We start from the raw sequence: 20,006 nt of genomic DNA on the forward strand, positions 1-20,006 counted from the left end.
TTTGCGGGTACTGTTGATCAAGACTTCTTCGCTGGGCGACGTGATTCATGCGTTGCCAGCGTTGACCGACGCGGCGCGGGCGATCCCCGGCATCACATTCGACTGGGTGGTGGAAGAAGGTTTCGCCGAGATTCCGACCTGGCACCCGGCCGTGGGCAAGGTGATTCCGGTGGCGATCCGTCGCTGGCGCAAGAACATCTGGCAGACCATCAAAAGTGGTGAGTGGAAGCGTTTCAAGCAAAGCATACGCGCGACGAAATATGACTTGGTGATCGATGCCCAGGGCCTGCTGAAAAGCGCGTTGCTGACCCGCTATGCCAAAGCGCCGGTGGCCGGGCTGGACAAGAACTCGGCCCGCGAACCCATTGCCGCGCGTTTCTATTCCCGACGTCTGGCCGTGGCCCGTGGGCAGCACGCGGTAGAGCGAGTGCGTCAGTTGTTCGCGGTGGCCTTGGGTTACGACCTGCCAAAAGGGCTGGGCGACTACGGCTTGAACGTCGAGCGACTGGTGGAGTTGCCGCGCAAGAATCCTTACGTGGTGTTTCTCCACGGCACCACCTGGGACACCAAACACTGGCCCGAAGCCTACTGGCGTGAGCTGGCCGAGCGGGTGGGGTATCTCGGCGTGGCGGTGAAGCTGCCGTGGGGCAATCCGATCGAAAAGGCCCGTGCCGAGCGCATCGCCAAAGACATGAAACACGTCGAAGTGCTGCCCAAGCTGAACCTGGCGGGGGTCGGCAAAGTCCTGGCCGGGGCGCAAGCCTGCGTGGCGGTGGACACCGGTCTCGGTCATCTGGCCGCAGCGCTGGATGTGCCGACCCTGTCGCTGTTCGGCCCGACCAACCCGGGCCTGACCGGTGCGTACGGCAAGTCGCAGATTCACATCGCCAGCGACTTCCCCTGCGCGCCGTGCCTGCAAAAGAAATGCACCTATCAACCGACGGCCGACGATGCCCGTCGGTTCGACCTGAAACGCGAGTGGCCCCTGTGCTTCACGCGTCTGAATCCCGAGCGTGTCGCGAGCCGACTGAGCACGTTGTTACTGGCTGAGGAGCTGCGCTGATGCAATTGGCATTTGTCCTGTACAAGTACTTTCCCTTTGGTGGTCTGCAGCGCGATTTCATGCGCATCGCCCTGGAGTGTCAGCAGCGCGGCCATCGGATTCGCGTCTACACGCTGATTTGGGAAGGCGACATTCCGCCGGGTTTCGAGGTGCTGGTGGCACCGGTGAAGGCGTTCTTCAATCATCGGCGCAACGAGAAACTCACCGAGTGGATGGAGGCCGATCTGGCCAAGCGCCCGGTGGACCGCCTGATCGGTTTCAACAAAATGCCGGGCCTGGACGTTTACTACGCCGCCGACGGCTGCTTCGAAGACAAGGCGCAAAACCTGCGCAACTCGCTGTACCGTCGCTGGGGTCGCTACCGGCACTTCGCCGAGTACGAGCGCGCGGTGTTCGCCAAGGACGCAAAAACCGAAGTGCTGATGATTTCCGAAGTGCAGCAGCCACTGTTTATCAAGCATTACGACACGCCGACCGAACGTTTCCACCTACTGCCACCGGGCATCGCCCAGGATCGTCGTCGCCCGGCGAACGCGGATGACATTCGCGCCGGGTTCCGCGCCGAGTTCAACCTGAAGGACGATGAACTGTTGCTGGTGCAGATCGGCTCCGGGTTCAAGACCAAAGGCGTGGACCGCAGCCTCAAGGCACTGGCCGCGTTGCCCGTCGAGCTGAAAAAACGCACCCGACTGTTTGTAATTGGCCAGGACGACCCCAAAGTATTCCAGTTGCAGAGCGCCACATTGGGGCTCGGTGACAACGTGCAGTTTCTCAAGGGTCGCAGCGATATCCCGCGTTTCCTGCTCGGCGCCGATCTGTTGATCCACCCGGCGTACAACGAAAATACCGGGACGGTGCTGCTTGAAGCCTTGGTGGCCGGCTTGCCGGTGCTGGTGAGTGCGGTGTGCGGCTACGCCCATTACATCGCCGAGGCAGATGCGGGTCTGGTGCTGGATGAGCCTTTCGATCAGGCGCAACTGACTCAATACCTGACCGGCATGTTGAACGATGCAGATGCACGGGCGGCCTGGGGTCGCAACGGCGTGGCTTTCGCCGAGACGGCCGACCTCTACAGCATGCCGCAGCACGCGGCCGATGTGATTCTGGCGGAGCACGCTTAATGAAGTTGATGCTGGCTGAACCGTTCAAGAGCCTCTGGGCCGGACGCGACCCGTTCGCCGAAGTCGAGGGCCTCAAGGGCGAGGTGTACCGCGAGCTTGAAGCACGCCGGACACTGCGTACTGAAGTGGACGGCCACGGGTTTTTCGTGAAGATCCACCGTGGCATCGGTTGGGGCGAGATCTTCAAGAACCTGCTGACCGCCAAGCTGCCGGTGCTTGGCGCAGGCCAGGAGTGGAAGGCTATTCAGCGCCTGCAAGAAGTCGGCGTGCCGACCATGACCGCCGTCGCTTACGGCGAAAAGGGCAGCAACCCGGCGGACCAGCATTCGTTCATCGTCACGCAAGAGCTGGCGCCCACCGTCAGCCTCGAAGATTTCAGCGTCGACTGGGTCAAGCAACCGCCCGAGCCGAAACTCAAGCGCGCCTTGATCGCCGAAGTCGCGCGCATGACCGGCATGATGCACCGCGCCGGGGTCAACCACCGCGACTGCTACATCTGCCACTTCCTGCTGCACACCGATAAACCGGTGACCTTTGATGATTTCAAATTGTCGGTGATCGATCTGCACCGTGCTCAGACCCGTCCGACGATTACCCAACGCTGGCGCAACAAGGACCTGGCGGCGCTGTATTTTTCGGCGCTCGACATTGGCCTGACCCGTCGCGACAAACTGCGCTTCCTCAAGGGTTATTTCCAACAGCCCCTGCGTCAGATTCTGGTTGAAGAAACGGGGCTGCTGGCATGGCTCGAAGGCAAGGCCAACAAGCTCTACGAGCGTAAACAGCGATACGGGGATGCGCTCTGATGTCGGGTTGGACACTGGAACCTGCTTACAGCGATCTGGCAGCAGACTTCGGCAGCCTTGACGCGGTGTTTGCCCTCGAGGGCGAGCGACTGACCCGCGACCCACTGTCCGAGGTCATTCGCGTCCAGCGCAATGGCGTCAACTATTACGTCAAACGCTACGTCGGTGCCGGCAAAGGCCTGCGTCGTTACCTGGGCAAGCCCCGGGTGAAAGCCGAGTGGCAGAACCTCAAGCGTTTCGCCAAGTGGGGCATTCCCACCGCCGAAGTGGTGGCCTGGGGATTGGAGCGACGCGGCGCGGCATACGACCGTGGGGCGATGATCACGCGCGAACTGCCGCATACCGAAGACTTGTCGGCCCTGGCTGACCGGCATGATCCGAAACTGGCGGACCGCGCCTGGGTCGACAACATCAGTCGACAACTGGCGGGCTATACCAGGACCATGCACGACCACCGCTTTACCCATAACGATTTGAAGTGGCGCAACCTGCTGATCGACGATGAGGCCCGGCTGTTTTTGATTGACTGCCCCAACGGTGATTTCTGGCGCGGCTTCTGGCTCAAGTACCGGATCACCAAAGACCTGGCTTGCCTCGACAAAGTCGCCAAGTATCATCTATCGGCCACCCAGCGCCTGCGCTTTTATCTGCAATATCGCCAATGCACCCGGCTCGATGCCGCCGACAAGAAACGGATTCGGCACGTGGTGAGATTTTTCGAGGGACGCGAATGACTGATTTTCTGGCTGCTGAAGACCGTGCGCTGCTCGAACGTCATGGCCTCGGCACCTTCGACGCACTCTGGGCCAAGCAGCTCGACGCGGTGGATGAGCCCAACACCGCCGCTGGTGGCTGGAGCAGTGTGTTTCGGCTGGAGCTGGAAGGTCATGGCTACTACCTCAAACGCCAGAGCAACTACCTGACGCGTACATGGCATTCGCCCTTTGGCGAGCCGAGTTTTGCCCGCGAGTTTCGCAACATCAGTCTTTATCAGAAACTGGGTGTTCCGGCGCTGCAGGCGGCGTTCTTCGGTGAGCGCAAGGTCGAGGGCGAAGTCCGGGCGATTTTGCTGACCCGTGCACTGGACGGTTGGGATGATCTGGATTCACTGTTGCAGCGCTGGTCCGACCTGAGCGCGGCGCAGCATTCGGCGATTCTCAAAGCCTGTGGGCAACTGGCGCGACGCCTGCACGAGGTGCGTCAACTCCACGGTTGCTTCTATCCCAAGCACATTTTTCTCCAGGCCACCGGTGACGGCTATCAGGCTCAGTTGATCGATCTGGAAAAAACCCGCCCGCTGTTGTTCGGCCAACGAGATCGGGTCAAGGACCTGGAACCGTTGCTGCGTCGGGCGCCGGAATGGAGCGAAAGTCAGCTGCGCGAGTTGTTGGCGGTTTATCTGGATCAGCCATTGAACAGTTCGCTGGTGGACCGATGGGTATCGCGCCTGAGTGCGCGGCGCAGTCACAAGGAGACGCGCTGATGCGCTTGTCCGAGCTGAAAAACGCCGGCCGCAGCCCGAGCCTGCCGCTGAACATTCCACTGGCCGATGCCGCGGGACCTGCCGAGTTACAGCTGTTGAGCCTGCTGCGGGTGTTGCCGGGGCAGCGTTATGTTGGCGCCGGGGGCTGGCGCGGCCGGCCGGTGCTGGCCAAGTTGCTGGTCGGCGGCAAAGCGGCGCGGCATTTTCAGCGTGAACTGGACGGCGTGCGTTTGCTCGCAGCTCAAGGATTGACCACTCCGCTGCTATTGGCTGATGGTCTGAAGGACGGCGAGGGCGGCTGGCTGCTGTTCGATTTCCTTGAGGGCGCCCAGAGCCTGGGGGATGCCTGGAAACAGGTCGAACACTTGCCCGTGCTGGCGGATGAACAATCCGCGGTGCTGGCCGAGGCGTTGGGCGCGATTGGGCAATTGCACAGCAAAGGCCTGTGGCAGGAAGACCTGCATCTGGACAACCTGCTGCGCCATGGCGGTCAGCTTTATTTGATCGATGGCGCCGGGATCTGTGTCGAGACGGCTGGCAAGCCACTGTCGCAGCACAAAGTCCTGGAAAACCTCGGGGTGTTTTTTGCCCAGTTGCCCAAATCGCTGGAACCCTTCACCGAAGAGTTGCTGGTGTATTACCTGCTGGGCAACGGCGAGCATGCCTTGCCTATGGAAGCGCTGCAGAAGCAGATCGACAAGATCCGTCGCTGGCGTTTGAAGGACTTCCTGATCAAAGTTGGCCGCGAGTGCACGTTGTTCAGTGTCCAGCGCGGAGCGTTCGGCTTGCGAGCGATTCGCCGCGAGGAAGAGGCAGCGATGCTGCCGGTGCTGGAGCAGGCCGACGCCTTGCTCGATCAGGGCCATCTGTACAAGACCGGCGGCTCGGCGAGCGTCGGCAAGGTCGACGTGGCCGGGCGCACGCTGGTGGTCAAGCGCTACAACATCAAAGGCTTTGCCCACTGGCTCAAACGTTTCTGGCGCCCGAGCCGCGCCTGGCACTCATGGCGTGAAGGCAATCGCCTGGCGTTTCTGGGCATCGCCACGCCCAAGCCATTGGCCTTGCTGGAGAAGCGTTTTCTGTGGTTGCGCAGCCGGGCGTACCTGGTGACCGAGTATTTGCCGGGGCCAGACATCATCGAGCGCTTTGCGCCGTACGTGGAAAGCGGCGAAGCGCCGCAAGCCGAGTTGCAGGCCCTGGATCATCTGTTCGCCGAGCTGATTCGCGAGCGGATCAGTCATGGCGATTTCAAGGGCCACAACCTGTTCTGGCAGCAGGATCGCTGGGCGCTGATCGATCTGGATTCAATGCGTCAGCATGACTCCGTCAGTAGCTTTGCTCCCGCGTATGCGCGGGACCGGGCGCGATTCATGCGCAATTGGCCAGAGAGCAGTGCGTTGTATCAGGTGATTGATCAGCGTTTGCCCAAAGATATCTCTAGCGCTGCCTGAATCGGGTCTTCGACCCTTTCGCGAGCAAGCCCGCTCCCACAATTGATCTGCGCCGAGCACACTTTTTGTGTTCACAGAAGATTAATTGTGGGAGCGGGCTTACTCGCGAAGAGGCAGGAACTGTCAGCCAAGTGGCCCGGTGGCAGAGGCGGACAAGTTTTTATGAATCGTCCTACATGATCTACAGATGCCGTGAACTGTGCCCTGAATAGCCACGATGCTAGTTTGCCTGACGTTCTCGGAGGGCAGATTTTGACGATAAAAATGGCTGTGTTGCTGAGCACTTTCTCACTGGTGCTATCCGGCTGTGGAACCGCTGTCACGGTGTTGCAGAATGACGAAGATGCGGTTCGCAGCCTCAGAAAGCAAAAGACGTACTGTCAGTCCATCCCTCGCATTTACAGTGGTCTGGCTTACGACTTTTGCGTATTGAACGCGCCGCCCGATCCAACGGGCTTTCTTGTGCCGTTCGTACTGCTGGATCTGACCCTTTCAGGTGTCTTTGACACGGTTTTCTTGCCCTATACGGTTTACCGGCAGGCTACGGACGGCAATATCAGCATTTACTGGCGGCCGGGTCGCGGGTAACTCTTTTGTATTCCGGCGTGTGAGTACTACACCTAACGCACTTGGCTCGAAAACAAAGGGTGAATAGCTCGTGTCGACCCCGATTTTGCCCTCTCAACAGTTTTTTCTTTTTGAAATCGAAAACGAAAGCGAAAGCGAAGCTGAAACTAATGTTGAGGCGAAAAAGCTTTTACCTCCGTTCGGTAGGTACAGTGATTTCATAATATATGTGGATGAGAGCGGCGATCATGGGATGCAAACATTAGATCAAAACTATCCAATGTTTGTGCTGGCATTTTGTGTGTTTCATAAAAGGCATTATTGCGAAAAGGTTATTCCTGCCCTTCAGAAGTTTAAATTTAATCATATGGGGCACGACCTGATCGGTCTGCATGAATTGGAAATTCGAAAAGAAAAAGGAGCGTTCTCTAGTCTATTCACGTCGAGGCAACACAAACATGCCTTTCTCGATGAGTTGACGGGCATCATTGAAGCCAGCAATTTCGTCCTGATCAGCTGTGTTATCGACAAAGCTGCCCTTCGCGAAAAACAAGGTCCTGTCCACAACCCTTATCACGTCGCACTCGGCTTCTGTCTGGAAACGCTTTATGAGTATTTACAGGAAAAGAATCAACAGAGCGTTTTAACTCATGTGATTTTCGAGCGTCGAGGGAAACGGGAGGATAACGAGCTTGAACTGGAGTTTCGTCGCATGTGCGATGGCGCGAACCGATTGGGCATTCAGTTGCCGTTCGATATCGTCTTTGCAACCAAGCAAGTGAATTCTATGGGGTTACAGCTAGCGGATCTTGTTGCAAGACCCATTGGTATGAGCGTTTTACGGTCAGGGCAAGAAAATCGTGCCTTTGACGTACTCAAGCGCAAGTTCTACTGTAGTGGTGGGCGTAACAATGTGGGGGAGGGTTTCGAGAACTGGGGTTTAAAGATTTTCCATCTCTCAGAAAGCGAAAAACCCCGGTGAAACTCACCGAGGCCACAACGCCGACCGGGATCCCCCAGTCCATTTGCGCAGGAGTCTATGTCGAGGTCCTTCATCTGTCAACGCGCCAGCTTGCCACTTCACGCTAGAGGCTTGCCGCCGCTTTTAAGCTATAATCCCGCCCTTTAGCTGTCTCTCGCCCCTTGCGAGGGCACATTAATTTTTGAGGCGCGTTGCGCCTGCATGCAGACTAAAGAGGCTAGACCCCTGTGGCATTGACGATTCTTGGCCTGTCCGGCGCCCTTAGCCATGATCCTTCCGCAGCCTTGTATATCGACGGCAAGCTGGTCGCGGCGGCTGAAGAAGAGCGCTTTGTGCGCGATAAACATGCAAAGAACCGCATGCCCTACGAATCAGCGAAGTTCTGCCTCGAGCAGGCGGGCATCAAGCCGTCCGACGTTGATGTGGTGGCGATTCCGTTCGCGCCGATCAGCCTGTTCGGCAAGGCTCGCTGGCACTACGCCAAGCGTTACTGGTACGCCCCGGACCGCGCCCTCGACGCGATCCTGATGGGTAACCGTCGCTACAAGCGCTATCGCAACAAGATTGTCTGGTGCCTCGAGCAACTGGGCTTCGATCCGAAAAAAATCAAGATCGAGCCGGTCGAGCACCACCTGGCCCATGCCTCCAGTGCCTACCATTGCTCCGGTTTCAAAGAGAAAACCGCGATCCTGGGGATCGACGGCAAAGGTGAATACGCCACGACCTTCTTCGGTTACGGCGAAAACGGCAAGATCCACAAGATCAAGGAATTCTTCGATCCGGACTCCCTCGGTGGCCTGTACGGCGCGATTACCGAGTTCCTCGGTTTCGAGATGCTCGACGGTGAGTTCAAGGTCATGGGCATGGCGCCGTACGGCGACGCCAGCAAATACGATTTCTCACGTCTGGCCTCGTTCGAGAACGGCGAGCTGGTGATCAACACCGACTACGCCAACGTCATCGGCCTGCGTCGTTATAAAGAGAAGGGCAAGGGTTTCTACTTCTCGCCGAAGCTGATCGAGTGGCTGGGGCCCAAGCGCGAAGGCGACATCGCCGACGAACCGTACATCCACTACGCCGCGAGCATGCAAGCGCTGTTCGAGAAACTGGCGTTGCAGATGATCGACCATTACCTGGGCGATGTGCTCAAGGAAACCGGCAAGCTGGCCTTCGCCGGCGGCTGTGCGCTGAACGTCAAGTTGAACCAGAAAATCATTGCCCGCGACGACATCAAAGAGCTGTTCGTTCAGCCTGCGTCCGGCGATGCCGGTACCGCGGTCGGCGCTGCGGCTTACGTGTCCCACGCCCGTGGCGTACCGGTCGAGAAGATGGAACACGTCTACCTCGGCCCGTCCTACAGCAACGAAGACGTGCTCGCGGCCTGTGCCCGTCATCCGAGCAAGCCTGCGTGGCGCAAGCTTGAGAACATGCCGGAAAGCATCGCCAAGATCATGGTCGACGGCAACCCGGTGGCCTGGTTCCAGGGCCGCATGGAATTCGGTCCGCGCGCCTTGGGCGGTCGTTCGATCATCGGTTGCCCGAGCGCGACCGGTGTGGCTGACCGCATCAACCATCAGATCAAGTTCCGCGAGCGCTGGAGACCTTTCTGCCCGTCGATGCTCGACACCGTCGCGCCGCAGATGATCAAGATCGATCACCCGGCGCCGTTCATGACCTTCACCTTTGAAGTGGCTGAAGAGTGGAAAACCCGCGTGCCGGAAGTCGTCCATGAAGACGGCACGTCCCGGGCCCAGGTGCTCAAGCGCGAATACAACCCGCGCTACTACGACATGATGAAGGCGCTGGAAGTATTGACCGGTAACGGCGTGTCGCTGAACACCTCGCTCAACCGTCGTGGCGAGCCGATGATCTGCTCGCCGACCGACGCCTTGAACATGTTCTTCGGTTCCGACCTGCAGTACCTGATCATGGAAGACATTCTGGTGGTCAAAGAAGGCGCGGACGCTTATGACACGCTCGGCTGAACGCCATGTGCTGCAGTTTTGTCACGGCTATGACGGGCCGTTTCTGGACTGCGCCCGGCAGTATGCCAGCCTGTTCGTGGGGACCGGTTATCGAGTGACCACGGTGTTTCTGACCGGGGCCGCGGATAGTCAGGTCGCCGCGAGCTGCGCGTCCGATGAAGTGCTGTTCATGGAGTACAGCTCCAAGGCCATTCGTGGCCTGAAGCTGGGCGCCATCGGCGATCTGCGCAAGATCGCCGCGTCGCGCAATTTCAGTTTCTGCATTGCTCACCGTTTCAAACCGATCTACATCGCCTTGCTCGGCACTTCGTTGCCGGTCATTGGCGTGCATCACGCGTTTGGCGATTACCAGCGCGGCAGCCGCAAACTGTTCGCACATATTTTTCGCAAGCGCTTGAGCCTGCTCGGGGTCTCCGATGCGGTGCGTGATGACATGCGCCGTTGCTTGCCGAAATGGCCGGTCGGGCGAATTCAGACGCTCTATAACCGTATCGATGTACCGGCGTTGCAGACCAGTCAGGTATCGGTCCGCGAGGCCCGGGAAACCCTCGGTCTGTCGATGGATGCCTGGATTGTCGGCAACGTCGGGCGCCTGCATCCGGATAAGGATCAGGCCACATTGCTGCACGGTTTTGCCACGGCACTGCCGGGGTTACCGGCCAATAGTCAGTTGGTGATCCTTGGCAGCGGTCGGCTGGAGCAGGACCTCAAGGCTCTGGCCCGCGAACTGGGGATCGGCGATCGCGTGCTGTTCCTCGGCCAGGTGCCCGAGGCGCGTCGCTACTTCCGCGCTTTCGATGTGTTTGCCCTGAGTTCCGATCACGAACCGTTCGGCATGGTGTTGCTGGAGGCCATGGCTGCCGGTGTGCCGTTGCTCGCCACCGCGTGCGGTGGGGCCAGGGAAGTGGTCGAAGGCGTGGGCATTCTGTTTCCACTGGGCGATGCCGAGCACCTGGCTCAAGGGCTGCACCATCTGGCCGCGATGGATGAGCAACAACGTCGCCAGTGTGCCGAACTGATGTTCGACCGCTTGCGTGAGCGCTTCTCCGATCGCGCGGTGCGCGACGCTTTCTGGCATTTGCCGTACGTCACCGAACTGGCACCGAGGGGCTGATGCTCAACCGATTCCAAAGCTGGCGCGAGCGTGGCTGGGCGCAGGTCGACGCCTCGACTTATGCACAGGCCTGGCAACGTTTTGGCGGCAGCGTCGCGACTCATCCTCTGGTGGTCGAGCGTCTGGCGCAGTTGGCCGACATCCCGGTGCGCTATCTGGCCTGGGAGCAGAATGGCGAAGTGAAAGCTGCCATCCCGACCTGGGGGCGCGACTTGGCGCTGTCCAAGGATGTGCTCAAGCGCAGTGGTAAAAAGGGCCTGTTCGACCTCGGCAATGCCGAATTGATCTTGCCGGCCGCCGCTGATGCCCAGGCACCGTTGCGCCATCGCGGCCGTTACTTGTCGGCGCTGAACGAAGGCCGTTTTACCGGTATGAAGTTGCAGGCCGAACAACTGGCGCTGGCCCGGACGCCTGAAGAATTGTCGAAGAAGTTTCGCTACAACCAGCGCCGCGAATTGCGACTGCTGGAAGAAGCGGGCGGTGTGGCGCGGCCGGTTGACGAATTTTCCAGCAGCGAACTGGCGGCTATCTATTGCGACCTGTTCCAGCGCCGCTGGGGTTTCCCGGCCACCGGTGCCGAGCGCATGGGCGAGGTGATCGAGCTGTTGCGCGAGTTGCTGATCGGCTCGGTGATTTTCCTCAACGACGCACCGATCGCGACTCAACTGGTATACCGCGTCGAGGCACCGGAGTGGATCAGCGTCGAGTACGTCAACGGTGGTGTCGATCCCGAGACCCGCGATTTCAGCCCCGGCAGTGTGCTGAGTTTCCTCAATACCCAAAGCGCCTGGGAACACGCACGCGCATTGGATAAGCCCCTGCGGTTTTCCTTTGGTCGGACTGACCGTGAGTACAAGGATCGCTGGTGCAATTCTGTGCCGGTCTTCACCGTATGAGCCAGCCCATGAGCCGCAAACAGCAACTGCTCAAGCGCCATCGGCGCAACAAACGCATCGGCCTGTTGATTGCGCTGGTGCTATTGATCGTCATCGGCGTGCTGGTGGCCTGGTGGCTGCCGCTAGTGTTGGCGGTGCTGGGCTGGATCGCCCATGAGGCGTGGTTCGCCGACCATCTGTTTTATTCGCCCAAAGACGATTACCAATACAGCTTCCCACCGTACACACCGCAGCCCAAAATTCACTTGGACGGTGAGCGGCTACGGCTGGACGAGGGCGTCATGCTGGTCGATGACGCTACATTGGTGCTGGCGTTGCGGGTGAAAAGCACGTGGCTGGGGCGCTTTATCGATCCGGTGGTCGAATTGTCGGGTGGCGATAATCCTGACCGACAAACCTTTGAGCGCGGTGTAAACGGCCTGCGTTACCTCAATCTCAGCGGTCAGGCGCAGGTGCTGTCGCAGGGCGAGTTGCGTTTGCGCGGGCGTTATTGCCGATTATTTGGCGAGCCTGTGCTCTGGGCGTTCGAACAGCCCGATTACCGCCGTCAGCGAGTGATGGTGATTGCACCCCACGCCGACGACGCCGAGTTGGCCGCCTACGGTTTGTACTGCCAGGCCGACGAAGCCTGGATCGTCACCCTGACCGCGGGTGAGATCGAAGCCGAACACTATCGGCATATGGGGCTGAACAAGGCCGAGGCGGCTCGTCTCAAGGGCCGTTTGCGAGCGTGGGACAGCATCGCTGTGCCGCGCTGGGCCGGTGTGCCAGAAGCTCATTGCGTACAACTGGGGTATTTCTGTTTGCAACTGGCGGCGATGCAGGCCGCGCCAGCTCAGTCGGTGGGGTCGCGGGAAGCGGATTTGAGCGACACCCGGTTGTTTCGTCAACTGAATCCATTTGTCCTGCCGGGCGACGTCGACGGTGCGCCGACCTGGAATAATTTGCTGGCCGATCTGCGTGAACTGCTGCTGCGAGCCCGTCCGGAAGTGATCGTGCTGCCGCACCCGACCCTCGACCCGCACCCCGATCACATTTGTGCCCAGGAAGCAGTGCTCGAAGCATTGAGAGGTTTGGAATGGCAGCCGACCACGGTGCTTGGCTATGCCAATCATCTGCACGACAATGATCGTTGGCCAATGGGCGACGCGGGACATGGCATCGCTCTGCCGCCGGCCTTCGATTCGGCAAGGCCGATGCAACCCTGCTGCCTGCCAATTTCTTTGGGGCATCAGCGCGACAAAGCGATGGCGTTGGGCATGATGCACGACCTGCAGCCACCGCTTGCGTTCAAGCGGCGCCTGCGGCGGTTGCTGCAGTGGCTCTTGGCCAGTAGAGTGCCGTCCATCTATGGAGAGAACGATTTCTTTCGCAAGGCGGTCAGACGCCATGAATTGTTCTGGGTTCTGAAGCATGATGAAACATCTATGAAGCAGAAGTGAAGCACCACGCGGCCTAGCATGGCCACGTATTTAAGCAGCAGTGAGAATTTCTGTGATCAATCCATGCCCGCGTATTCTATTCTTGATCCCGTATTTCGGTCATTGGCCGTTCTGGATGCCGTTTTTCCTCGAGAGTTGCCGACGCAACGCCGATATCAACTGGTTGCTGTTCAGTGACTGCGGTACGCCGGAGAATCTGCCGCCCAACGTAACTGTCGAGGCCATGAGCTTCAGTGAGTACTGCGCGTTGGTGTCGCGGCGGCTGAATATCGACTTTGCGCCTGAGGCCGCATACAAGCTTTGCGACATCAAGCCGGCTCTGGGGCATATTCATGTTGACCGCCTGCAAGGCTATGATTTCTGGGCGTTCGGCGATATTGATCTGGTGTATGGTGACCTGCGAAGTTATTTCACTGCTGATCGGCTGGCCAGTTATGACCTGTTCTCCACCCATGAGAGGCGGGTGGCGGGGCACCTCTGCCTGATGCGCAACACCGCGCGCAAGCGTGAGTTGTTCATGCAGATGAAAGACTGGCAAACGCGGTTTGCCGATCAGGCGCATCACGCGCTGGATGAGGGAGCCTTCAGTCGAATCTTCCTCTGGCGCAAGAATTTCCCCGAGCCTTTATTCACCCTGGTGGGCAAGTTCAACCCGTGGCGCCGACGCAGCGAATTCACCGAGGCGTTCAGCACCCCGGGTGGCTGCATCAAGTGGCATGACGGCACGGATGACTTTCCGCATCACTGGTATTGGCGCAATGGCTGTTTGAGTAACGATCGCGATGGCGATCGCCGGTTTCCGTATTTTCACTTCGTCTGCTGGAAACGCAACGAATGGTCACGGTTGCCCCCACCCGATCCGGCCGAAATCAGGCGCATCGCCGCCGAACCGGCCTGGGTCATCGATGCGACTGGTTTTCACCGGGGAGAGTTATGAGTCAACGGTCAAAGGTTCTGCAATTGCAGCCTGACTACAACGTCAAAGCCCATGATTTTGCTGACCTTGCAGAGCAGATCGTCAAGGCCCTGCCGAGCGATCGCTATGAAGTGACCGCGGCGTTCCTGCGTGGCAAGCCCGGGCCTGGCGAGGCGGTGAGCCGCGCCGACCGTTCGGTGTATTTCGAGTTTTCCGACAAGTCCCTGAAGGGCATGCGCCTGCGGGTGATGTGGCAGTTGTACAAGTTCTGCCGCGCGGAAAAGTTCGACGTGGTGATTTGTAACCGCTTCAAGCCAGTAAACATGATGCTGACGCTCAACCGCTGGTTGAAAGTGCCGCTGTGCATCGGTATCTCCCATGGTTTTGGCGAGTACGACCGGTTTTACCGGCGCCGCCAGACCCAACGCCTGATCGATCGCCATTGGCGCTTCGTCGGTGTGTCGCCGGCGGTCAAACAGTACTTGCTCGAGTGTGACTGCGGCTTTACCGACCAGAACACCTACGCGATCACCAACGCCATCGACATCGAACAGGCTGAAGGTTTGCAACACAGTCGTGAGCGGGCCCGCGAGTTGTTGGGCATCGACCCGTCGGTGCGCTTGATCGGTGCATTGGGCCGGTTGGTGCCGGTCAAGGGGCATACCTATCTGTTGCAGGCCTTTGCCGCCCTCAAGGACAAATACCCGAACACCCAACTGGCAATCATCGGGGCGGGGCGTGAAGAGTCGCGTCTGGCCGGCGAAATCGAACGCTTGGGGCTGACCGGCCGCGCGCATTTGCTGGGTTTCAAGGAAAACGCCTTGCAGTATGTGCGTGCGTTCGACATCTGGACCATGCCATCCCTGGCCGAAGGCCTGGGTTTGGCATTGCTCGAAGGCATGAGCGGGCACTTGCCGGTGATCGCCTCGAATGTACCGGCCATGTTGCCGCTGATTCAGGGCGCGGGCGGTCTGGCGATTACCCCGGCGGACGTGCCGACGCTGGTCGCGGCGCTGGATAACTACCTTGGGCTGTCGGACGACGAGCTCAAGGCCAAGGGCGAACAGGCCTTCCGTTATCTCCAGGAGCAACACGACATCGAGGTGTTCCGTCAGGAATACCTGAACCTGATCGACTCCGGCTTGAGTCAAGCCCGCAAGGAACAACCATGAGCGACGCGCAACCCCTCGTTACGGTCATCATCGCGTCGTACAACCACGGCCGCTATATCGAGGAAAGCATTCTCAGCGTCCTCAACCAAACCTATAAAAATATCGAGCTGCTGGTCGTCGATGACGGTTCCAGCGATGACAGCGTCGAACGGATCAATGCCTTGCAGGCACAGCACGGCTTCGATTTCCGGGTCCAGCAGAACCAGGGGCTGACCAACACCCTCAACGGTGCCATCGCGCGCTCAAAGGGCAGCCTGATCGTGCCGTTCGGTTCCGACGACATCATGCTGGCAGAGCGTATCGCCACCCAGGTGGCGTACATGGATGGCAAGCCCGAGGTCGGGATCTGCGCCGGCAACATTGAACTGATCGACGCCGACGGCAACCTCTACCCGGAGAAGCGTCAGCGTCGCGATGTGCCGTTCCGTCGTCTGGATTTCGATGACATGTTCCTGGAGCGCAAGCCCTATCCGCCGGCACCGACCCTGATGATCCGTCGCGAAGCACTGGACAAGGTGGGCGGCTTCGATCCGAACATTCGGCTGGAGGACTTGCTGATCGAGTTGAAGGTGACCCGCGCCGGTTACTTCATCGATGGCCTGAATGTGCTGATGGCGCGCTATCGCAAGCACGCCACCAACTCCTACAAGAATCACCGCTTCATGGTCGACAACATCCTGCGCTCCTACGCGCTGTTCAGCGATCATCCGCTGTACGACGAGGTGCGTTACAGGTTCCTCAGTTCGATGTTTCTGAAAACCGCCAATCGCGACCGCAAGCTGGCGCGGGAGCTGCTGGCGCAGATACCGTTAAAGGCCTGGAACAAGAAGACCTGGCGTGGTCTGGGGCGGCTGTATTTTTCGCCGCTGGAAAAAGACTGATTCAGCCTTGACGCGATCTTTGTAGCAGCTGGCGCAGCCTGCGCCCGGCTGCGTAGCAGTCGTAAATTCAGACGATGCGGTGGTTCAGGAAGGTCCGCATATTCAGGTTTTACGACTGCTTCGCAGCCGGACGCAGGCTGCGCCAGCTGCTACATAGAGTGCACTATCAAGCTTTAGCTCGGCCATTAATGAGTCCGTGCCGGGTGCCCCCCGGCCAGCACTTGCCTGTGCAGATTATCGACGGCGGATTTCGACGCCGTCACGGCGTAGCCCTGAAGTAGCGCGTCAAAGTGGTCTTCGAACAGCCAGCGTCGATCCTCGGTGTAACGCTGCATATGGCGCAGATTGCGCTGACGCAGGGACAGGCTCAGGGATGAAGGATAGATGCGCATATCCGCCAGATCGATCAGGCCGAACTCACCATCATCCAGTACCAATACGTTGCCCAGGTGCAGGGAGCGGAAATAGACGCCTTGCTCATGCAGCTGCGCCATGAACTTGCCGAAACGTTCTACCAGCGCCTGTCGCACCGCAGGGGCGGTGATGGCTTGAAGAACCTGACGCAAGGTGCTGCCCGGTAGCGGCGAATAGTGCACGGCACTGCTGCCGTCTTCGAGTCGGTACAGATCCAGGGTTTGCGGGGTGGGAATACCCATGTTGCGCAATTGCTCGCTGTTGGCGGCAAAGCGTTCGGAGTAGGGGTTGAAACTGCCCGAGGTATACCAGCGGCGACGACGGAACAGCTTGAGGAAGCTACCATCGACCAGGCGTAGGACTTTAGGCCCCAGCCCGTCTTCTTCTATCACTTGAGCATTGGCGGTCAGCTGTTGCTGGGCCGTTGGCGTCAACGTCTTGATCGGCATCGCCAACAGGCGTCTGGCACGCTGGTTGATGCTCAGCGCGGCGATCAGCGCCAGCGGTATCCACAGTAGGAACCAGTGCTCCTTGGGCCGGGAGATGATCCCGCCGCCTTCGGTCAGGCCTGCGCCGATACCGAATACCAACCAGGTCGAGGCGATGATGAACAGCGGTTGCAGGCGACAATGCCAGCTGTTCAGCAAGCCCCGTGCCTGGAAGAACAGCCACGGCAGCAAACCGAAAATACCGACGTAATAGAGCACGCCCAAGGCGAAGTTGTGGGGCTCTTGCAAGGTGTAACCGATACCGGGATCGAGGGTCAGGCTGGCGTTGTAGCCATGGCCGATCCACGGGTGCTCGGCAATTCTGTTCAGGACCAACTGCCAGATTTCGAAGCGGTAGGAGTCGCCGCGCAGGATGATCATCTGCGATAACAACACGGAAATTGCTGCGCCGCTGAACATCAGAGCGCCCAACAATACGAAAGAGCGGCGGTTCCAGCAGATGAAACTCAGCCAGAAAGCAGCCAGTGTCAATGCAACCAACGGGGTTCTGGAGCCGGTGGCAATCACCGCGGCGAACATGATCGCCATCGCCGGAATGCTCAGCCAGAGCACCTGGCGACGCTTGCAGGTCATGCTCAGGCTCAGCCAGTAGGCACAAAAGAACCCGAACACATGGGAGCTGAGGAGCGGATTGTCGAATGCGCCGCCACCGATCAACCGCATGCCCGGCTCGTAGAGGCGGGCAAACATGAACAGGTTGTAGACCGAAGCGATCAATCCGACCATCGCGGCACTGAATAACAAAGGCTGGACGATGTCGCTACGGTAGCGCACCAGCAGGTAGCAGCCAGTGAATAACATCAACGTGTGCAAGGCGGGTTTGAACTGGCCAGCGACGTTGTGCCCCATCGGCGGCCCCCAGCTCAGGCTGAGCAAGGCCCAGGCGGCGAACAGCAGCACCGCGACGAAGATCGGCTCGCGCAGCAACTCTTTGAATTCACGGGGACGCAGGCAAAGGACGATAAACGATGGAATGCTGAACAGGCCATAAAAAAGCTTGTGGTGCAGACTGCGGCCCGGCAGAAAGAACAGCGCACACAGAAGCAGAAAATAGCCGAGTGGAAGAATCCAGAGGCAAATGAAATCGAAGACTCGATTGGACGTGCTGTTGAAACCACTGAGTTGCATGCTGAGAGATTCAATCCTGAAGTTGATCGGCTATTCGTGGTGATGGCTATTTGATACTGAATATGACGCTTAACAATAACAGCCTTTATGCGATTGCCAGAACCCTGAAGAAGCTGTGCTAAAGTCAGCGTCCTTTTTATCGACATTCGCGTGATATGACCGACTCCAGTCTCTCCGCAAGCCCATCGAGCTTGAAAATCTACTTCCGCCTGCTCGGCTATGTCCGGCCGTACATCAGTCTGTTTCTGATCAGCATTGTCGGTTTTCTGATTTTCGCTTCGACTCAGCCAATGCTCGGCTACATCCTCAAATACTTCGTCGACGGCTTGTCCAACCCCGAAGCGGTGCTGTTTCCAAGCGTGCCGTACCTGCGTGACCTGCAACTGCTGCAGGCGGTGCCCTTGCTGATCATCCTGATTGCAGCGTGGCAGGGGTTGGGATCTTATCTGGGCAACTACTTTCTGGCCAAGGTTTCCCTCGGGCTGGTCCACGACTTGCGCGTGCAGTTGTTCAATAACTTGCTGGTCTTGCCCAACCGCTACTTCGACAAGCATAACTCGGGTCATCTGATTTCGCGCATCACCTTCAACGTGACCATGGTCACGGGGGCGGCCACAGATGCGATCAAGGTCGTAATCCGTGAAGGCATGACGGTGATCTTTCTGTTCGCTTCGCTGCTGTACATGAACTGGCGCCTGACGCTGGTCATGGTTGCGATCCTGCCGTTGATCGCCTTGATGGTGCGCACCGCCAGCAAGAAATTCCGCAAACAGAGCAAGAAGATCCAGGCCGCCATGGGCGACGTGACCCACGTGGCTTCGGAAACCATCCAGGGTTATCGCGTGGTGCGCAGCTTCGGCGGCGAAGTCTACGAGCAGAAGCGCTTCTTTAACGCCAGCCAGGGCAATACCGACAAGCAATTGCGCATGACCCGTACCGGCGCCATCTATACGCCGCTGCTGCAACTGGTGATCTACAGCGCCATGGCGGTGCTGATGTTCCTGGTGCTGTTTCTGCGCGGTGATGCGTCCGCCGGTGACATGGTGGCGTACATCACCCTGGCGGGCTTGCTGCCCAAGCCGATCCGCCAATTGTCCGAAGTCAGTTCGACCATCCAGAAAGGTGTGGCCGGCGCCGAGAGCATCTTCGAGCAACTGGACGTCGCCCCCGAACTCGATACTGGCACCATCGAGCGCGATGCCGTCAGCGGCAGGCTGGATGTGCGTCACTTGAGCTTCACCTACCCGGGCACCGAGCGTCAGGTACTCGATGACATCAGTTTCACGGTCGAACCGGGGCAAATGGTGGCGCTGGTGGGGCGTTCGGGCAGTGGCAAGTCGACCCTGGCCAACCTGATTCCGCGTTTTTATCACCACGACAAGGGCGAGATCCTGATCGATGGCGTTGAAGTGGAACAGTACAAACTGCTCAACCTGCGCAAGCACATTGCCCAGGTGACCCAGCATGTGACGCTGTTCAGCGACACCGTGGCCAACAACATTGCGTATGGCGATCTGGCTGGCGCACCTCGCGAAGACATCGAGAAAGCGGCAAGAGATGCCTACGCGATGGACTTCATTGTGCAGTTGCCCGAAGGCCTGGACACCCAGGTCGGTGAGAACGGCGTGTTGCTGTCCGGCGGTCAGCGCCAGCGTCTGGCGATTGCCCGGGCCCTGCTGAAGAACGCGCCGTTGCTGATTCTCGACGAAGCCACTTCGGCCCTCGATACCGAATCCGAGCGGCATATTCAAGCCGCGCTGGATCAGGTCATGAAAGGCCGGACCACCCTGGTGATTGCTCACCGGTTGTCGACGATCGAGAAGGCTGACCTGATTCTGGTCATGGATCAAGGCCGGATCGTCGAGCGTGGTACCCATGCCGAACTTCTGGCGCAGAATGGATATTACGCCCGTCTGAATGCCATGGGCCTCGATGCCCCGGCTGAAGACATAGCCTGACCCCTGAATGCGAGGGTGAGCCTGGCTCACCCTCGCGTTCACCGGCCTGCCGCAGGTTATCGCTATTTTTGCTCAATAAATGAACAAAAAGCCCCGCCAATTCATCTGGTTGCAGCCG

At 58.9% G+C, this 20,006-nt stretch carries 17 protein-coding genes; 16 read left to right on the forward strand and 1 reads right to left on the reverse strand.

The window, feature by feature from the left end:
* The first annotated feature begins 1 nt into the window (after position 1).
* From waaC to ACA044_RS02615, 15 genes are all read left to right on the forward strand, one after another.
* Complete coding sequence (gene waaC, locus ACA044_RS02545; RefSeq protein WP_497445022.1) at positions 2-1,063, forward strand: lipopolysaccharide heptosyltransferase I; 1,062 nt, start codon at positions 2-4, stop codon at positions 1,061-1,063.
* Positions 1,063-2,184, forward strand: coding sequence for a glycosyltransferase family 4 protein (locus ACA044_RS02550; RefSeq protein WP_497445023.1), 1,122 nt, complete (start codon positions 1,063-1,065; stop codon positions 2,182-2,184). Before waaC ends, ACA044_RS02550 begins: the two co-directional genes overlap by 1 nt.
* On the forward strand, positions 2,184-2,990 hold the full coding sequence (rfaP, locus tag ACA044_RS02555; protein ID WP_497445024.1) for a lipopolysaccharide core heptose(I) kinase RfaP: 807 nt from the start codon (positions 2,184-2,186) through the stop codon (positions 2,988-2,990). Before ACA044_RS02550 ends, rfaP begins: the two co-directional genes overlap by 1 nt.
* Positions 2,990-3,724 (forward strand): lipopolysaccharide kinase InaA family protein, encoded by a 735-nt coding sequence (locus ACA044_RS02560; RefSeq protein WP_497445025.1) that lies wholly within the window; start codon positions 2,990-2,992, stop codon positions 3,722-3,724. The genes rfaP and ACA044_RS02560 overlap by 1 nt, the downstream gene beginning before the upstream one ends.
* A complete protein-coding gene (locus ACA044_RS02565) occupies positions 3,721-4,473 on the forward strand; it encodes a lipopolysaccharide kinase InaA family protein (protein ID WP_497445026.1) in 753 nt (250 codons plus the stop codon). Before ACA044_RS02560 ends, ACA044_RS02565 begins: the two co-directional genes overlap by 4 nt.
* Positions 4,473-5,924 (forward strand): lipopolysaccharide kinase InaA family protein, encoded by a 1,452-nt coding sequence (locus tag ACA044_RS02570; RefSeq protein WP_497445027.1) that lies wholly within the window; start codon positions 4,473-4,475, stop codon positions 5,922-5,924. The genes ACA044_RS02565 and ACA044_RS02570 overlap by 1 nt, the downstream gene beginning before the upstream one ends.
* A 252-nt stretch (positions 5,925-6,176) precedes the next feature.
* The gene (locus ACA044_RS02575) at positions 6,177-6,512 is read left to right on the forward strand and encodes a YceK/YidQ family lipoprotein (RefSeq protein ID WP_497447154.1); all 336 of its coding nucleotides are present in this window, start codon (positions 6,177-6,179) and stop codon (positions 6,510-6,512) included.
* Positions 6,513-6,582: 70 nt separating this feature from the next.
* Positions 6,583-7,473: a DUF3800 domain-containing protein gene (locus tag ACA044_RS02580; protein ID WP_497445028.1), complete on the forward strand. Its 891-nt coding sequence runs from the start codon at positions 6,583-6,585 to the stop codon at positions 7,471-7,473.
* A 227-nt stretch (positions 7,474-7,700) separates the two neighbouring features.
* Positions 7,701-9,458, forward strand: coding sequence for a carbamoyltransferase family protein (locus tag ACA044_RS02585; protein WP_007902547.1), 1,758 nt, complete (start codon positions 7,701-7,703; stop codon positions 9,456-9,458).
* Positions 9,442-10,572 (forward strand): glycosyltransferase, encoded by a 1,131-nt coding sequence (locus tag ACA044_RS02590; RefSeq protein ID WP_497445029.1) that lies wholly within the window; start codon positions 9,442-9,444, stop codon positions 10,570-10,572. The genes ACA044_RS02585 and ACA044_RS02590 overlap by 17 nt, the downstream gene beginning before the upstream one ends.
* Positions 10,572-11,468: an antimicrobial resistance protein Mig-14 gene (locus ACA044_RS02595; RefSeq protein WP_497445030.1), complete on the forward strand. Its 897-nt coding sequence runs from the start codon at positions 10,572-10,574 to the stop codon at positions 11,466-11,468. The genes ACA044_RS02590 and ACA044_RS02595 overlap by 1 nt, the downstream gene beginning before the upstream one ends.
* 8 nt (positions 11,469-11,476) lie before the next feature.
* Positions 11,477-12,910 (forward strand): PIG-L deacetylase family protein, encoded by a 1,434-nt coding sequence (locus ACA044_RS02600; RefSeq protein WP_497445031.1) that lies wholly within the window; start codon positions 11,477-11,479, stop codon positions 12,908-12,910.
* 52 nt (positions 12,911-12,962) lie between these two features.
* The gene (locus tag ACA044_RS02605; RefSeq protein WP_497445032.1) at positions 12,963-13,847 is read left to right on the forward strand and encodes a DUF6625 family protein; all 885 of its coding nucleotides are present in this window, start codon (positions 12,963-12,965) and stop codon (positions 13,845-13,847) included.
* The gene (locus ACA044_RS02610; RefSeq protein ID WP_497445033.1) at positions 13,844-14,998 is read left to right on the forward strand and encodes a glycosyltransferase family 4 protein; all 1,155 of its coding nucleotides are present in this window, start codon (positions 13,844-13,846) and stop codon (positions 14,996-14,998) included. Before ACA044_RS02605 ends, ACA044_RS02610 begins: the two co-directional genes overlap by 4 nt.
* Positions 14,995-15,879 carry a glycosyltransferase gene (locus tag ACA044_RS02615; protein ID WP_497445034.1) on the forward strand — a complete coding sequence of 295 codons (885 nt, stop codon included), beginning with the start codon at positions 14,995-14,997 and terminating at the stop codon, positions 15,877-15,879. Before ACA044_RS02610 ends, ACA044_RS02615 begins: the two co-directional genes overlap by 4 nt.
* 185 nt (positions 15,880-16,064) lie before the next feature.
* On the opposite strand, the gene ACA044_RS02620 is transcribed toward ACA044_RS02615, so the two are convergent.
* A complete protein-coding gene (locus ACA044_RS02620; RefSeq protein WP_497445035.1) occupies positions 16,065-17,930 on the reverse strand; it encodes an O-antigen ligase family protein in 1,866 nt (621 codons plus the stop codon).
* Positions 17,931-18,085: 155 nt separating this feature from the next.
* On the opposite strand from ACA044_RS02620, the gene msbA reads away from it, so the two are divergent.
* On the forward strand, positions 18,086-19,888 hold the full coding sequence (gene msbA / locus ACA044_RS02625; protein ID WP_497445036.1) for a lipid A export permease/ATP-binding protein MsbA: 1,803 nt from the start codon (positions 18,086-18,088) through the stop codon (positions 19,886-19,888).
* The last annotated feature ends 118 nt before the right edge of the window (positions 19,889-20,006 follow it).

It is taken from the genome of Pseudomonas sp. LBUM1673 (assembly GCF_059695645.1).

Coding starts and splice junctions, on each gene's coding strand:
- ACA044_RS02595 (WP_497445030.1), top strand. CDS start 10,572: ATGCTCAACCGATTCCAAAGCTGGCGCGAGCGTGGCTGGGCGCAGGTC.
- ACA044_RS02550 (WP_497445023.1), top strand. CDS start 1,063: ATGCAATTGGCATTTGTCCTGTACAAGTACTTTCCCTTTGGTGGTCTG.
- ACA044_RS02565 (WP_497445026.1), top strand. CDS start 3,721: ATGACTGATTTTCTGGCTGCTGAAGACCGTGCGCTGCTCGAACGTCAT.
- ACA044_RS02560 (WP_497445025.1), top strand. CDS start 2,990: ATGTCGGGTTGGACACTGGAACCTGCTTACAGCGATCTGGCAGCAGAC.
- rfaP (WP_497445024.1), top strand. CDS start 2,184: ATGAAGTTGATGCTGGCTGAACCGTTCAAGAGCCTCTGGGCCGGACGC.
- ACA044_RS02620 (WP_497445035.1), bottom strand. CDS start 17,930: ATGCAACTCAGTGGTTTCAACAGCACGTCCAATCGAGTCTTCGATTTC.
- msbA (WP_497445036.1), top strand. CDS start 18,086: ATGACCGACTCCAGTCTCTCCGCAAGCCCATCGAGCTTGAAAATCTAC.
- ACA044_RS02590 (WP_497445029.1), top strand. CDS start 9,442: ATGACACGCTCGGCTGAACGCCATGTGCTGCAGTTTTGTCACGGCTAT.
- ACA044_RS02610 (WP_497445033.1), top strand. CDS start 13,844: ATGAGTCAACGGTCAAAGGTTCTGCAATTGCAGCCTGACTACAACGTC.
- ACA044_RS02615 (WP_497445034.1), top strand. CDS start 14,995: ATGAGCGACGCGCAACCCCTCGTTACGGTCATCATCGCGTCGTACAAC.
- ACA044_RS02570 (WP_497445027.1), top strand. CDS start 4,473: ATGCGCTTGTCCGAGCTGAAAAACGCCGGCCGCAGCCCGAGCCTGCCG.
- ACA044_RS02600 (WP_497445031.1), top strand. CDS start 11,477: ATGAGCCGCAAACAGCAACTGCTCAAGCGCCATCGGCGCAACAAACGC.